15 protein-coding genes are annotated in these 15,067 nt (G+C 34.3%); all 15 read left to right on the top strand.

Going from position 1 to position 15,067, the window contains the following annotated elements; translation table 11 throughout:
- The 15 genes from NSQ50_RS24965 (at window position 1) to NSQ50_RS24895 (ending at window position 14,938) form a co-directional block, all read left to right on the top strand.
- Complete coding sequence (locus NSQ50_RS24965; RefSeq protein WP_076186109.1) at window positions 1-1,026, top strand: copper amine oxidase N-terminal domain-containing protein; 1,026 nt, start codon at window positions 1-3, stop codon at window positions 1,024-1,026.
- Between the two features lie 92 nt (window positions 1,027-1,118).
- Window positions 1,119-1,745, top strand: a complete 627-nt coding sequence (locus NSQ50_RS24960) for a sugar transferase (protein ID WP_076186107.1) — start codon at window positions 1,119-1,121, stop codon at window positions 1,743-1,745.
- Window position 1,746: 1 nt separating this feature from the next.
- A complete protein-coding gene (locus tag NSQ50_RS24955) occupies window positions 1,747-2,610 on the top strand; it encodes an NAD-dependent epimerase/dehydratase family protein (protein WP_076186105.1) in 864 nt (287 codons plus the stop codon).
- A gap of 14 nt (window positions 2,611-2,624) precedes the next feature.
- Window positions 2,625-3,734, top strand: a complete 1,110-nt coding sequence (locus NSQ50_RS24950; RefSeq protein ID WP_370511391.1) for a glycosyltransferase family 4 protein — start codon at window positions 2,625-2,627, stop codon at window positions 3,732-3,734.
- 36 nt (window positions 3,735-3,770) lie between these two features.
- Complete coding sequence (locus NSQ50_RS24945; protein ID WP_076224617.1) at window positions 3,771-4,325, top strand: acyltransferase; 555 nt, start codon at window positions 3,771-3,773, stop codon at window positions 4,323-4,325.
- 13 nt (window positions 4,326-4,338) lie between these two features.
- Complete coding sequence (locus NSQ50_RS24940; protein ID WP_076186101.1) at window positions 4,339-5,442, top strand: glycosyltransferase family 1 protein; 1,104 nt, start codon at window positions 4,339-4,341, stop codon at window positions 5,440-5,442.
- A gap of 251 nt (window positions 5,443-5,693) precedes the next feature.
- On the top strand, window positions 5,694-6,920 hold the full coding sequence (locus tag NSQ50_RS24935; protein WP_076186099.1) for an O-antigen polymerase: 1,227 nt from the start codon (window positions 5,694-5,696) through the stop codon (window positions 6,918-6,920).
- Window positions 6,921-6,991: 71 nt separating this feature from the next.
- Entirely contained in the window at window positions 6,992-7,906 is a 915-nt protein-coding gene (locus tag NSQ50_RS24930) for a glycosyltransferase (RefSeq protein ID WP_076186097.1), read from the top strand.
- 8 nt (window positions 7,907-7,914) lie between these two features.
- Window positions 7,915-9,369: a lipopolysaccharide biosynthesis protein gene (locus tag NSQ50_RS24925; RefSeq protein ID WP_340949783.1), complete on the top strand. Its 1,455-nt coding sequence runs from the start codon at window positions 7,915-7,917 to the stop codon at window positions 9,367-9,369.
- Window positions 9,370-9,385: 16 nt separating this feature from the next.
- Complete coding sequence (locus NSQ50_RS24920) at window positions 9,386-10,741, top strand: UDP-glucose dehydrogenase family protein (RefSeq protein ID WP_076224614.1); 1,356 nt, start codon at window positions 9,386-9,388, stop codon at window positions 10,739-10,741.
- A 17-nt stretch (window positions 10,742-10,758) separates the two neighbouring features.
- Complete coding sequence (locus NSQ50_RS24915; protein WP_076224612.1) at window positions 10,759-11,784, top strand: SDR family NAD(P)-dependent oxidoreductase; 1,026 nt, start codon at window positions 10,759-10,761, stop codon at window positions 11,782-11,784.
- A 22-nt stretch (window positions 11,785-11,806) separates the two neighbouring features.
- A complete protein-coding gene (gene rfbA, locus NSQ50_RS24910) occupies window positions 11,807-12,685 on the top strand; it encodes a glucose-1-phosphate thymidylyltransferase RfbA (protein WP_076224609.1) in 879 nt (292 codons plus the stop codon).
- Between the two features lie 20 nt (window positions 12,686-12,705).
- Complete coding sequence (gene rfbC / locus NSQ50_RS24905) at window positions 12,706-13,266, top strand: dTDP-4-dehydrorhamnose 3,5-epimerase (protein ID WP_076224606.1); 561 nt, start codon at window positions 12,706-12,708, stop codon at window positions 13,264-13,266.
- A 28-nt stretch (window positions 13,267-13,294) separates the two neighbouring features.
- Window positions 13,295-14,290, top strand: coding sequence for a dTDP-glucose 4,6-dehydratase (rfbB, locus tag NSQ50_RS24900; RefSeq protein WP_076224604.1), 996 nt, complete (start codon window positions 13,295-13,297; stop codon window positions 14,288-14,290).
- 42 nt (window positions 14,291-14,332) lie between these two features.
- Complete coding sequence (locus tag NSQ50_RS24895; protein WP_170914283.1) at window positions 14,333-14,938, top strand: YdcF family protein; 606 nt, start codon at window positions 14,333-14,335, stop codon at window positions 14,936-14,938.
- The last annotated feature ends 129 nt before the right edge of the window (window positions 14,939-15,067 follow it).

The raw sequence follows: 15,067 nt of genomic DNA, 5'->3' as shown, positions 1-15,067 counted from the left end.
ATGTCTAAAGCAACATTATCAGTCGTGGCTTTATCGTTAATTGCTTCAATTGGTTTAGCACCCTTAACAGCATCAGCACCTATATCAGTATCAGCAGCGGCAGTACCAAGTGCAACGCCTAAGGCTGCAACTAATACGATTAAAGTGCAAAGTATGAACGTGAATTTGATTTTTGACGGTGTGAGTATTCAGCCACCCGCAGGTCAGTATGTATTCATGTACAACAATACAACTTATGTTCCATTACGGTTTATGTCATATGCTTTACAGAAGAGCGTAGCTTGGGATGCTAAAAACGTTAAAGTTACCGTAGCAGAGCCTAGCAGCTCAGAGCTAGTTGTGATTAAAGAATATCTAATGAATGCAAAGAACGGGAATAGTACTTCAGCAGCAGCGAAGAATATTGTCCTCAATCAAGTTAAGGCAAGTTATGTATTTAACGATGCAACCAAGGCTTTGCCTACAGGTCAATCTAGCTTCATCCTGAATGGTTCCTTATATGTGCCTCTACGTTTTTTATCGGAATCTGTAGGTCATAACATTAGCTGGGATCAGAAGACGAAGACCATTACTGCAGCTTCCAAGGCTTATCAGGAACAAACCACTAATGGATCGACAAACAATGACAATGTTAAGGACCCATCTCCAGTAGCGACACCAGTGCCAACGGATACAACAGGTGCACCAGGTGGTGGTTCTGCAGGAACTGGAAAGGTTTCATATGAAACTATCACTAGTGACACAGAAGCTAAGCTTACGGCGCTTAAAAATCAAAGTCAATCGACATTAATGAGTATTGGGTTTGAGTATCTTGGAGCGACAGATGAAGCGAGTAAGAAAAGTATTAAAGAAAAAGGGTTGCAACAACTTGCCTCATTTACTGCTAGCTTTAATAGTATAGTTGCTGACACTGAACAAAAACTGAACAGCAATGGCTATAGTACGGAAATTATTAGTCAATATAAAAGTGAATTTGAAGCACAGCTTCAGGCGGGTAAAGATATAGCTGAGAAGATGGCGAATTAAGAGAGTAGTAAGAACATCATCTCTATGCTCATTTGGCATAGAGATGATCTACATATATGAAGAGATAGTAACTTAAAGGATCAGGTGAACTTATGAAACCTTATGTTTACGTGAAACAAACCATTGATTTTCTATTAGCATTAATCGGGATGCTAGTATTATGGCCAGTTTTTTTAATTATTGCGATCGTAATTAAGACGACCTCCAAAGGGCCTATATTATTTAAACAAAAACGATTAGGTAAAAATAAATCAAAATTTTATATTCTGAAATTTAGAACGATGCGAACAGATACTCCACAAGACATGCCAACGCATCTACTGGAAGATCCTGATTTCTTTATTACTAAAGTAGGAAAGTTTCTAAGAAAAACAAGCTTGGATGAATTACCTCAGATTATCAATATCCTAAAAGGTGAAATGAGTATCGTGGGACCTCGCCCTGCATTATGGAATCAATATGATTTGATTGCTGAACGTGATAAATATGGAGCTAATGATATTAAACCTGGGTTGACTGGATGGGCTCAAATTAATGGTCGAGATGAATTGCCTATTGAGAAGAAGGCGAGTCTGGATGGGGAGTATGTTGCAAGTCTTTCTTTTAAGTTTGATATAAAGGTATTTTTTATGACGATTCTAAGTGTTTTGAAGTCTGATGGTGTAAAAGAAGGAACAACAAAACAGGAAGTGTCTTCTACTAAAGGAGTAACTTTATAAGATGAGTAAACGAAAGATATTAATAACTGGTAAAGGTAGTTATGTGGGTACAAATTTTATAAAGTGGCTGGAACAATGGCCAGATCAATACGAAGTCGTGGAGCTATCGGTTAGAGGTACGGAATGGAAGGAACATGATTTTTCAATTTATGATGTAGTACTCCATGTTGCTGGAATTGCTCATGTATCTACGGACCCAAGTATGGAACAGCAATATTATAAAGTTAACCGCGATTTGGCGATTGAAGTTGCGGAAAAGGCAAAAGAAGAACACGTTAAGCAGTTTATTTTTATGAGCAGTATGATTATTTATGGGGCAGATAGCAAAATAGGTGAGGATAAAATAGTTACCCAGGATTCTTTGCCTACCCCAATTGATTTTTATGGTAGGAGCAAGTTGGAAGCTGATATTGAAATTGAAAAATTAAACAATACCATTTTTAAAACAGTTTGTGTCAGAACACCAATGGTATATGGTCCTAATTGTAAAGGGAACTTTCCTAGACTAAAGCAATTAACTAAAAAATCACCTATTTTTCCAAATATAATAAACCAAAGAAGTATGATCTTTATAAATAATTTATGTGAATTTCTTAGAATAGCTGTTGATAAATCATTGGAAGGTATTTTTTTTCCGCAAAATAAAGATTATGTAAGCACATCCGAAATCATTAGAATAATGGCATTAGAAATGGACAGAAAAATCGTATTTACGAAAATTTTTAATCCTTTTCTGAAAGGATTATCATATAAAATAAACACGATTAATAAGATTTTTGGTAATAAAGTTTATGATCGTGCAATTTCCCCATCATTCGAGTACTGTGTTGTGGACTTTGAAGAATCTATAAAAATAAGTATGTAATTAGGTGAAGAAAATTGATTAAGAAAAAAGTTTTGCTACTAGGGAATCATGGTTTCGTAATCTACAATTTTCGTAAAGAGTTAATACAAAATTTGCTGAAGGAAGGATATGAAGTTTACATTTCGCTTCCAGAGGACGAAAAAGTAGAAATCATGGTGGGTTGGGGGTGTAAGTTCTTAGAGACGAAAGTGGACAGAAGAGGCACTAATCCCGTTTCTGATTTTCAGCTTATTGTACACTACATGCGAATTCTTAGGGAAGTAAACCCGGATGTAGTCCTTACCTATACTATAAAACCAAATCTTTATGGTGGATTAGCTTGTAGATTGCTGAAAATACCATGTATTAACAATATTACTGGATTAGGAAGTGGATTTAATCAAAATCCGGTCTTGAAAAAGTTTTTATCAATTCTCTACAAAGTTAGTTTGAAAAAGTCATATTGTGTATTTTTTCAAAATACTGAGGATAGAAATACTTTATTAGAGAGTAACACTATTACAAGTAATCATGAATTAATTCCAGGATCAGGAGTTAATTTGAATGACTTTGAGGTTAAACCCTTTCCACCAGAAGACCAGGCAATCACCTTTATTTTTATTGGGAGAATTATGAAGGACAAAGGAATAGATCAATATTTAGAAGCTGCTAAGATTATAAAAGAGAAATATCCAGAGACTATCTTTAATGTTATTGGTTTTATTGAATCAACTCATCAACATTACAATGAAATAATTGAAGACTACAGCAAAAAAGGATACATACGCTACTTAGGGTATCAGTCAGATGTAAAGCCATTTATAGAGCATTCCCATTGTATTATTCAAGCTTCTCATGGTGGAGAAGGTTTATCAAATGTCTTATTGGAGACAGCAGCTACAGGACGTGCTTTGATAGCTTCTGATATTCCAGGTTGTCGGGAAACTATAAATGAGGGAAGTAATGGGTTTACATTCAAGGCAAAACACACTGAAGATCTAGTGGAAAAAATTGAAAAGTTTATTGGCTTATCATATGCTGAAAAATTACAAATGGCAAGTGAGTCTAGATTGAAAGTAGAAAAGGAATTTGATCGAAAGATAGTTATTGAAGCTTATATGGATAAAATCGAAGAGATTGTTTGAAGAATGTATTAATTCTTGTTTTGAGTTGGAGGTAAAATGAAAAAGTATGCAATAGCTATAGTTTCTTTAGTATTTTCATTTATTAAGTTTAGTTTAATAAAACTTTTTCACATAAAAAATTTCAAGTTCACCCTATTTAATCTGGTTTCTCCATTTACGGAATTAGAAATTGGAAGAAAAGCTTCAATTACGTTAGGTAGAAAGATAAATATAAAAAGTGGAACAAAAATACGTGCTAGATCAGGAGCGGAAATAATAATTGGAAAGAACACATTTATTAATCATAATTGTATGATAGTAAGTCACAAAAGGATATCTATTGGACAAAATGTGCGATTTGGTCCTAATACTTTGATTTATGATCATGATCATGATTATCAAAATGAAGACGGATTTGAAAAAAATCTCTATAAAACTACTTCAGTTGAAATTGGAGATAACGTTTGGATTGGTGCAAATGTCGTTATATTAAGAGGAACTACAATTGGTGATAATTGTGTTGTAGGAGCTGGATCTATTATTAAAGGTAATTACTCTAGTAACCAGACTATTGTTCAAAAAAGAGAGACGACTGTATTTACACATAAGTAGGTGGAATCAATTTATGATTAGAATTTTACATGTGATAGGTAGCTTGAACAATGGCGGTTCTCAAGCAATGGTAATGAATCTATATAGAAACATTGACAAAACAAAAATACAATTTGACTTTATTATCGATAGAGAAAACGAACTTTTTTTCGCTGATGAAATAAAAGCATTAGGTGGGAGAATACATGTTCTTCCTATTTTTAAAGGGTGGAATATTGCGTGGTATTTGAAATCGTGGAATAAGTTTTTTAAAGATCATTCCGAATATAGAATTATACATGGGCACGTAAGAAGTACAGCTTCTATTTATTTGAAAATTGCTAAAATGTACAGATTAAAAACCATATCACATAGTCACAGTACATCCTCTGGTAAAGGATTATCAGCCATCGTGAAAAATATAATGCAGTATCCAATCAGATACTTTGCAGATTATTTCTTTGCTTGTTCAAAAGAGGCAGGAGAATGGCTATTTGGGAAAAAAATATTGAACAAGAAAAATTTTTTTATATTTAAAAATGCTATTGATACTAAAAAATTTATTTTTAGTAATGAAACAAGACACCAAATTAGAGAGAAATATAATATTTCAAATAATTTTGTTATTGGGCACGTTGGAAGATTCCATCCGACTAAAAATCATGAATTCTTAGTTGAAGTATTTTACGAAGTATATAAGAATGAACCTAGCGCTAAATTAATGCTTGTAGGTGATGGTGCAGAAATAGAATATATTAAAGAAAAGTCCTCTAAACTGGGGATTTTAAATAACATTATTTTTGTCGGTGTTAGTTCTGATGTGCCCAAACTTATGCAAGCAATGGATGCTTTTGTATTTCCATCATTATATGAAGGATTAGGTATTGTAGTAATCGAAGCGCAGGCTTCTGGATTGTTTTGCGTTGTAGCTGACACTATTCCTAAAGATACGAATATTTCTGGAATCGTTGAATTTATTTCATTAAATGAGCCTTCTACTTATTGGGCGGGAAAAATACTTGATTTACGTAATACTTACAAAAGAACAAATATAGTGAATGAGCTTATTCAATCTGGTTATGATATCAAACAAACATCGTACTGGTTACAAAGATTTTATTTAGAGAAGTGGGAATGAATTGAAATTGTTTAAATATGCTTCAGTTGTAGTTTTTTTAGCCCCGATATTGATATGAAAGATAACATCAATACTTATATTAGCTTTAATGATAAACTGTTTGTTATTGATAATTCGAATTCTATAAATATACCTCTGTTTGTATCTGAAGATTGAGTATATAAATTTAAATGGAAATAAAAGATTTAGGATGGGATAAGAGGAAGCGGATAAAAATCCGCAAGGTACGATAGATAGAGAGGATAACATTAATGGTATATGCAAGCATAATTGGTTGTTTATTATTAGCGATATTTACTTGGCAGAAATCCAAGGATGTTATTGCACCTTCTTTTATTATTAGTGCTATTTGGACCGTGATGTATTTTGTATTGCTTTTAAGGAGAAATACTGTCGATTTAAGTAGTGTCTATTATTCATCTTTTTTTGTAGCGCTTCTTTGTTTTATAGTAGGGTTCTCTTTTGTTGTAAGGAATAAAAAGAAAGAGCTTTCTGTTGAAAAGCAATCTCTAAAGAAACTGAACTTTAATCCATCTTTTATAAAAATTGCTATGTTGGTAGAGATTATTCTATTTTTATATTTCCTTTTTAAAGTTGGAGTGTATGTCACCGGGAATTATTCGTTTAATATTTTTCAAACATTGAGTATTGGAAAAGCAACAGGAATGTTTCACGAAGGAATTATTATATCATATTCAAGGAATGCTATAATATCTTTTTCTGTTATTTGTGGGATAGTTTATTTTAATAATCCAAACAAGAAAAATCGGAACTATTTTCTAATCACTTTTATTATTGCGTTGTTTTTTTCATTAACAGCCGGTAACAGAGGGATTATATTCATGTTAGTATTAGCCTTGTTTTTTAGCAATATTATTATTAAAAAATACTCAAACAAAAAAATTATTGTCATATTGCTAGTTCTTATATCAATTATTCTTACTACTTTTATTGTTTTTGCATATATGAAATATGTTTATGAAGATAGAAGTAATACTTCGCAATTTATAATAAAACAATTAAGAGTGTACTTCTCAACTTCGATGATAGCATTCGTTCAATGGATAGAAACCACACGGGAATATTTGTATGGAGCTAATACTTTTAGATTTTTTGCTGAATTATTAAACGGAGCAGGATATGATCTAACAGCAGCAAAAACCGTTCAAGAGTTCGTTTATGTATATGGTGATATAACAAATGTGTATTCAGTCCTACATTATTATACTTCAGATTATGGCTTGATTTATGCCTTTGTGATACAAGTGATTCTAGGAATGATTTATGGATTCATTTATAAAAAGGCTGTAATAACTAAAACAACTAAACCTTTTTTTATAGCAGTACTTTCTATTCTATATTTTCCGTTAATTAACCAATTCTTTGACGACAAGTATTTTTCAATACTATCAACATGGATTCAATTGATATTTTGGATTGGCTTTTTCACAAGGAAGAAAATTTTAAACTATGAGTGAATGGGAATAAAAAGGAAGAAATTAATTGACCTAAGATTTATTAATATCGTTTTATAAATTGAGGTGACATAATGAAGAAATTCCAAGTTCTGCTATCTACATATAACGGGCAGCATTATATCAAAGAACAACTTGATAGTATTTTTAGTCAAAGAGGAGTAGACGTTCATTGTTTAGTTAGAGATGATGGTTCAACTGATAACACGGTTAATATTCTTTATGAATATTCTAAGAATCAACCTAACTTAAAGTTTGTAATTGGGGATAATATAGGTTACAAATCGAGTTTTATTAATTTAATAGAATTGTCTGGAGAATTTGATTATTACGCATTTGCCGACCAAGATGATGTTTGGGAGTCGAATAAGCTAATTGCAGCTTCCGAACAAATAAGAACTATTAAGTCAGATGTTAATATAGCAGTTATGTATTGTTCGAATTGTAAGTTAGTTGATAATGAGTTGAAGTATATTAGAATGCTCCATAGTAGAGAATCTATATTACCTAAAAGCAAAACTGAAGCATTAGCACAAGGCTTTGCACATGGATGTACAATTGTATTTAATTTAGAAGCAAAAAAAATAATTAATAGATATAAAGCAAAAAAAGAATATGCACATGATTTTTGGGTACCACTAATAATTTTATTTACTGGAAGAGTTATTTATGATCCTAATTCATACATTCTTTATAGACAACATAATAATAATGTTTTCGGAAGTCAGAGGTCCTTATTAGAGGTATTTAAAATAAAAATAAAACAACTAAATATTAACAGAAATTTCCATTCGGATATGATTTCGGAGATTTTAGAAGGTTATGGAGACTTGATATCTTCACAAGATTATAAGATGCTACAAGAAATTATTAATTATAAGAATTCTATATATTATAAGATTAAAGCTTTGTTAAATCAACAATTAAGAAGAAAAACATTTAAGGGAACTTTATTTTTGAAATTATTGATTTTGTTCTCTAAATATTAGGCTTGGGATTGCAAGGAATCACAGAATGCGGGGATGAAAAGTTGAATAGTAGACTGAAAAATTTTCTTGAAGGTTTCTCTTATACGTTAGTATCCAACCTAGTATCCTTGGCAGTTTCTATCCTAATAATTCTGGTAATACCAAAGTTGATAGGAGTAAAAGAGTATGGGTACTGGCAGTTATATTTATTCTATTCTTCATATGTAGGCTTTCTGCATTTCGGGTGGATTGATGGTATTTATCTTAGGTTTGGAGGGAGGGAATACAAAGACCTTGATAAAACTCTTTTTTTCTCACAATTCAACATGCTGTTTGTTTTGCAGCTAATAATATCAATCATTATATTTACTGGTTCATATGTATTACTTTCGGACGCAAACAAGATTTTTATTTTTCACATGATAGCTATATGTCTTTTAGCAGTAAACCTAAGATTTTTACTGTTATATATTTTACAAGGAACTAATAGGATTAAAGAGTATGCTCAAATCACAATGATAGACAGGATACTTTATTGCATTATAATTGTTATATTTCTATTATTTGGTATTAGAGAATATAAATTAATGATCGTTGCTGATTTGATAGGAAAAGTGATATCACTCGCATATGCAATGTATTGTTGTAGGGATATTGTCTTTCGCAAAGTTCATACTTTTTATATCAGTTGGGCTGAGACTATAGAGAATATAAATGTTGGTATAAAGCTAATGTTTGCAACTATAGCCAGTATGCTGATAATAGGCGTCGTTCGTTTTGGTATAGAACGAGCTTGGGATGTATCTACATTTGGAAAGGTTTCTTTAACATTAAGTGTCTCGAATCTTTTAATGCTCTTTGTAAATGCTATTGGAATAATCATGTTTCCATTACTTCGGAGAACGGATGAGAAAAAATTACCAAATATTTATAAGAATCTAAGATCATTATTAATGATTTTTTTGTTAGGTGTTTTAGTAGTGTATTTTCCATTTAAAGTTGTTTTATCAAACTGGTTACCCCAATATGCAGATAGTTTAATGTACATGGCAATTATTTTTCCTATGTGTGTGTATGAAGGGAAGATGTCTTTGCTAATAAATACTTATCTTAAAACGCTAAGGAAAGAAAAAACAATGTTGAAGGTAAATATGATTACTTTATTATTAAGCATTGTAATTACTGTAATAACTACAGTTATCTTGAAGAATTTAGATATGGCAATTGTATCAATTGTGGTTCTGATAGCATTTAAATGCATATTATCAGAGGTGATTTTGTCAAGAATACTGGGGATTTCAGTATTAAAAGATATATCTATGGAAGTTGTTATGACATTTATTTTTATTTTAACTGGATGGTTTTTGAACTCATGGATCGCAGTTATCATATATGCGGTTGCTTATGGAGTATATCTAGTAGCGAAACGCAAGGATATTTCTAGTACTATTAAAAATGCAAAGCTATTATTGAAAAATTCATAGAATAAGGAGGATCATTATGTTTAAAATAGCAGTAGCTGGAACTGGCTACGTCGGCTTAGTAGCAGGCGTATGTTTCGCCGAAGTAGGTCATCAAGTAACCTGTGTGGACATCGATGAAAACAAAGTTGAGTTGATGAAATCTGGTGTGTCACCAATCTATGAAGCAGATTTAGAAGAACTTATGCAAAAGAATTATGCAGCAGGTAGACTTGAATATACTACTGATTATAAGTCAGCTTATAAAGAAGCAGATGCGATATTTATTGGTGTTGGAACTCCTGAGCAGCCTGATGGATCGGCTAATCTTTCATACATAGCTACAGTTGCAAGACAAATAGCAGAAACAATAGAAAAAGATTGCCTTGTTGTGGTTAAATCTACTGTTCCTGTAGGAACAAATGATAAGGTGCAGCAGTTTATACATGATTTTCTACCTCGTGAAGGAGAAAAACTTGTTGGTAACGGTAATGGAGTAGGTAGAGACATCAGAGTTGAAGTAGCATCTAATCCAGAGTTTTTAGCGCAAGGAACAGCTGTTAGAGATACTTTGCAAGCAGCAAGAATCATAATTGGAACTGAGAGCAAATGGGCAGAAGATATTCTTATGAAAATCTATGAGCCGTTTAATATCCCAGTTGTATCTGTTAAAAGAAGATCTGCAGAGATGATCAAATATGCATCTAACGATTTTCTTGCTCTGAAAATATCTTACATGAACGATATTGCTAATCTTTGCGAATTGGTAGGAGCAGATATTCAAGATGTATCAAGAGGAATGTCGTTTGATGAACGCATCGGAAGCAAGTTCTTAAATGCAGGTATTGGTTATGGAGGTAGCTGTTTTCCTAAGGATACGAAGGCACTAGAGTACTTAGCGAGACAAAATGGATATGAGCTTAAAACCGTTAAAGCAGCTATTGATGTCAATACTAGCCAAAAGACAATTCTGTTTAAAAAAGCATCTAAAAGACTTATTACCTTTAACGGTCTAAAAGTAGCGGTGCTAGGATTGACATTTAAACCTGGGACCGATGACTTAAGAGAAGCTGCTTCGCTAGAAAATATACCTTTGTTATTAAATCAGGGAGCAGAAATCTATGCTTTTGATCCTGTAGGTAAAGTGAATTTTTCTAAGGAGTACCCAGAAGGTGGGAACGGTAAGGGGAGTATCAAATATGTTGAGAGCATAAAAGATGCTCTTGAAGGTGCGAATGTCTGTTTTGTATTTACTGAGTGGGGAGAAATTAAAGCAATAGAGCCGGAAGTTTATAAAGATTTAATGAGAACGCCGTTAGTGTATGACGGCAGGAATTTGTATGGTGTTCAAGATATGAAAGAAGCTGGCGTGGAGTATTATTCCATCGGAAGATAGTTGAAGGGGCGAGCTATTTGAATGATATACCTGTAGATCACACAAAAACATATCTAATTACTGGAGCAGCTGGCTTTATAGGATTTTATTTATCTAAAAGGTTATTGGAGCAAGGGAGCCGTGTGATCGGTGTTGATAATATAAATGATTATTATGATGTCAACCTCAAACACGTTCGCTTAGAGCAACTAAAGTTATTTAGCCGTTTTGAATTCATAAAAGTTGATATATCAGATAAGGACAAGATTACAAAGATCTTTGAAGAATATAAACCGAATATTGTAGTGAATCTTGCAGCTCAGGCTGGAGTGCGTTACTCTATAGAGAACCCAGATGTGTATATTCAAAGCAATATTGTAGGTTTCTTTAACATTCTTGAAGCTTGTAGAAATTATCCAGTTGACCATCTTGTATATGCTTCATCTAGCTCAGTTTATGGGTCTAATAAAAAGGTTCCTTTTGAAGAATCAGATGTTGTGGATCATCCGGAATCGCTTTATGCAGCTACGAAAAAGTCGAATGAGCTAATGGCGCATACTTATAGTCATCTGTATAAGATACCGACTACTGGTCTACGCTTCTTTACTGTTTACGGTCCAATGGGTCGTCCAGATATGGCATATTTCGGATTTACTCAGAAATATTTTGCTGGTGAATCTATTAAAATATTTAATAATGGTGATTTTAAAAACGATCTTTATCGGGACTTTACTTACGTAGACGACATTGTTGAGGGTATTGAGAGACTTCTAAGTAAAGCACCGACAGAAGCGGTTCCTCATAAGGTGTTTAATATAGGAAACAACAGCCCAGAAAAGTTAATGGTATTTATTGAAACATTAGAAAAGTGTTTAAGCAAGGCTACTGGCAGAGAAGTGATATTTAATAAAGTATTTGAACCTATTAAACCAGGGGATGTACCCGCAACATACGCATCTACAGATTTATTACAACAAGCTGTAGGGTTTAAGCCAAAAACTTCCATTGAAGAAGGTTTACAGAGATTCGCTAATTGGTATGTAGATTATTATAAAGAGAAATAATACAAAGAGGAGTTACGACATTATGAAAGGCATTATCCTAGCAGGCGGCAGCGGTACACGCCTATACCCATTAACAATGGTCACAAGTAAGCAGCTTTTACCCATTTACGACAAGCCAATGATCTACTATCCACTATCCACATTAATGCTAGCGGGCATTAAAGAAATTCTTATTATTTCAACTCCAGAGGACACGCCTAGATTTGAAAGCTTATTAGGTGACGGTTCACAATTTGGTATTTCGTTACAATACATAGTTCAGCCAAGTCCTGACGGCCTAGCTCAAGCTTTTATTTTGGGTGAATCTTTTATAGGTGATGATTCAGTTGCCATGATCCTTGGAGATAATATCTACTATGGAAATGGAATGCGGAAGATGTTGCAACGCGCTTCTTCTAAAGAACAAGGAGCTACAGTATTCGGATATCATGTGCAAGATCCAGAGCGATTTGGTGTGGTAGAATTTAATGAAGAGGGCAAAGTGTTGAGCGTGGAGGAAAAACCAGCTCAGCCAAAATCTAACTATGCAATTACTGGTCTATATTTTTATGATAACAGAGTTATTGAGATTGCTAAGAACGTTGAGGTCTCTTCACGTGGAGAATTGGAGATTACCTCCATTAATGAAGCTTACTTAAATCTTGGTGAGCTTGATGTGGAACTTCTAGGTCGGGGATTCACCTGGTTAGATACAGGAACTCATCAAAGTCTTGTCGACGCAACTAACTTTGTACGGACTATTGAAGATCATCAAGGAATCAAGATCGCCGCTCCGGAGGAAATTGCATATATTAATGGATGGATTACTAAAGAACACTTGTGGAATTGCGGGGAGAAGTTAAGTAAGACGGGGTATGGTCAGTATTTGATGAAAGTAGCTACAGGTAAAATACAATACTAATAACTGAAAGTGTGGCAGTGATGAAAATTACAGAAACCTTATTGCAAGGCGTATTAGTCGTTGAACCGGCTGTTTTTGGGGACCACCGCGGTTGGTTTATGGAGACGTATAGCGGAGCTAAGTTTAAAGAGCATGGAATAGATATGGAGTTTGTACAAGATAACCAATCCTACTCTGCGACTAAAGGAACATTACGTGGTTTGCACTATCAATTACATCCCAAGGCACAGACGAAATTGGTTCGTTGTACACGTGGTGCTATTTTTGATGTAGCCGTAGATATCAGAAAAGGTAGTCCTACCTATAGTAAATGGTTCGGCATTGAACTGAATGCTGAGAACAAAAAGCAACTGCTGATCCCAAAAGGATTCGCACATGGATTCATGACGCTAACAGAAGACGTAGAGGTTCAGTATAAGTGCGATGAGCTTTATGCCCCGGAATGTGATGGGGGTATTCTGTGGAATGATCCTTCTATTGGCATCGAATGGCCTCTTCATATTACACCTGTATTATCTGCCAAGGATGAGAAGGCGCCTTTATTAAAAGAGGCTAATTTGAATTTTTTTTACAATAACTAATAAAGCTAATAGATCGGGAGTGCGTTCATTGAGTAAGCAAAAGATGCTGGTTACGGGTGGTGCCGGATTTATTGGAGGCAACTTTGTACAGTATATGGTAGATAAATATCCGCATTATGATATTGTGAATTTGGATTTGTTAACTTATGCGGGTGATCTAACGAAGCATAAGGATATTGAGTCTAAATCCAATTATCGGTTTGTTCAAGCTGACATTGCTGACCGGGAGGCAATATTGTCTCTTTTTGAGTTGGAAAAATTCGATTATGTTGTTCATTTCGCTGCGGAGAGCCATGTCGATCGCTCAATTACTGATCCTGCGATATTCGTTCGCACGAATGTTATGGGGACACAGGTACTACTGGATGCAGCTAAAAAATTCGGCATTACTAAATTCCTCCATGTCTCTACGGATGAAGTGTATGGCGAACTCGATTTTGATCCTACTGTATTTTTTACCGAAGAAACACCTTTGCAGCCTAACAGTCCTTATAGTGCTAGCAAAACAGCGTCTGATTTGTTAGTTCGTGCGTATTATGAGACCTTTGGTTTACCAATGAACATAACACGCTGCTCGAATAATTACGGCCCGTATCATTTTCCTGAGAAACTGATTCCACTAACCATTTCAAGAGTATTAAACGAAGAGAAGGTTCCTGTATACGGAGATGGAAAAAATATTCGCGACTGGCTCCATGTCTGGGATCACTGTGCGGCCATTGACCTTGTCGTGCACCAAGGAGTAAGCGGTGAAGTTTATAATGTAGGTGGTCATAATGAGAGAACTAATCTTGAAGTAGTTAAGACGATTATCAGTACCTTGGGGAAATCTGAAGATTTGATTGAATTTGTAACAGATAGATTAGGACATGATAAACGCTACGCCATTGATCCAACGAAACTTGAGAATTTAGGTTGGAAGCCAACTTATACTTTTGAGACTGGAATTGCGCAGACGATCCAATGGTATATTGATAATGCTGATTGGTGGCAACAAATCCTTAGTAACGAATCGCATAAGTGATTTATGCACGACTTAACGGTTAAGAAAAGAAAAGGTAATTTAATGAATAAAAGATTGGTCCTTTTCGTTTGCTTGCTATTGTTAATTACTGGTTTATTCAGTGCAGGCCGCTTCTTAGCACTATCTGAACCTCCCAAACAATCAGATGTCATCATCGTCCTAAGCGGAGGCCAAGGTCGTGTGGAGCAGGCAGCTGAGTTATATAAAGCAGGCTATGCTCCTTATATAATTCTTTCCAATGCTAAAGAGTCAACGAGTAAATCGGGTGATATGATCCAAACCGCCCTAGCTTTAGGCATACCACAGGACGTTATTTATACCGAGAACGCGGCGGATAGCACTTATCAGAATGCCGAGTACACTCTTCCTATAATGAAAGAATACGGTTTTAAATCTGCGATTGTTGTTTCCTCTGACTTTCACATGCGGAGGGTGAAATTTCTTTTTGGTCGTGTGTACAAAAAATCGGAGATCGAGCTGACATATGTGGGTTCTGCATCAGGATATAACGCTAAACGCTGGTGGAGTGACCGAAAAAGTAGAGAAACAACGTTCAACGAATATGTGAAAATGATCGGCAACACCTTTGGTTACAATGGTCCGGAGGCAAAAAGTACTCTTGATCAGATTAAGAACTGGTTTCGCTAATCTGCTGTAGAACGTTCACACTATAATCCGACAAAAACATTTTTTTTCTTATCTTGGCTTAAGGCGCATTACGACAAACAATATTGTTTAATAGTTTTATACTTATAACTATATCAATATTATTCTCGT

It is taken from the genome of Paenibacillus sp. FSL R10-2788 (assembly GCF_038003885.1).
Taxonomy (GTDB): domain Bacteria; phylum Bacillota; class Bacilli; order Paenibacillales; family Paenibacillaceae; genus Paenibacillus_AQ; species Paenibacillus_AQ odorifer.
This window is presented reverse-complemented; position numbering and strand designations above follow the sequence as displayed.

Bases quoted from the DNA above. Each gene is read 5' to 3' on its own strand.
- rfbA (WP_076224609.1), top strand. From the start codon at position 11,807: ATGAAAGGCATTATCCTAGCAGGCGGCAGCGGTACACGCCTATACCCA.
- NSQ50_RS24940 (WP_076186101.1), top strand. From the start codon at position 4,339: ATGATTAGAATTTTACATGTGATAGGTAGCTTGAACAATGGCGGTTCT.
- NSQ50_RS24895 (WP_170914283.1), top strand. From the start codon at position 14,333: ATGAATAAAAGATTGGTCCTTTTCGTTTGCTTGCTATTGTTAATTACT.
- NSQ50_RS24965 (WP_076186109.1), top strand. From the start codon at position 1: ATGTCTAAAGCAACATTATCAGTCGTGGCTTTATCGTTAATTGCTTCA.
- NSQ50_RS24935 (WP_076186099.1), top strand. From the start codon at position 5,694: ATGGTATATGCAAGCATAATTGGTTGTTTATTATTAGCGATATTTACT.
- rfbC (WP_076224606.1), top strand. From the start codon at position 12,706: ATGAAAATTACAGAAACCTTATTGCAAGGCGTATTAGTCGTTGAACCG.
- NSQ50_RS24930 (WP_076186097.1), top strand. From the start codon at position 6,992: ATGAAGAAATTCCAAGTTCTGCTATCTACATATAACGGGCAGCATTAT.
- NSQ50_RS24960 (WP_076186107.1), top strand. From the start codon at position 1,119: ATGAAACCTTATGTTTACGTGAAACAAACCATTGATTTTCTATTAGCA.
- NSQ50_RS24920 (WP_076224614.1), top strand. From the start codon at position 9,386: ATGTTTAAAATAGCAGTAGCTGGAACTGGCTACGTCGGCTTAGTAGCA.
- NSQ50_RS24955 (WP_076186105.1), top strand. From the start codon at position 1,747: ATGAGTAAACGAAAGATATTAATAACTGGTAAAGGTAGTTATGTGGGT.
- NSQ50_RS24945 (WP_076224617.1), top strand. From the start codon at position 3,771: ATGAAAAAGTATGCAATAGCTATAGTTTCTTTAGTATTTTCATTTATT.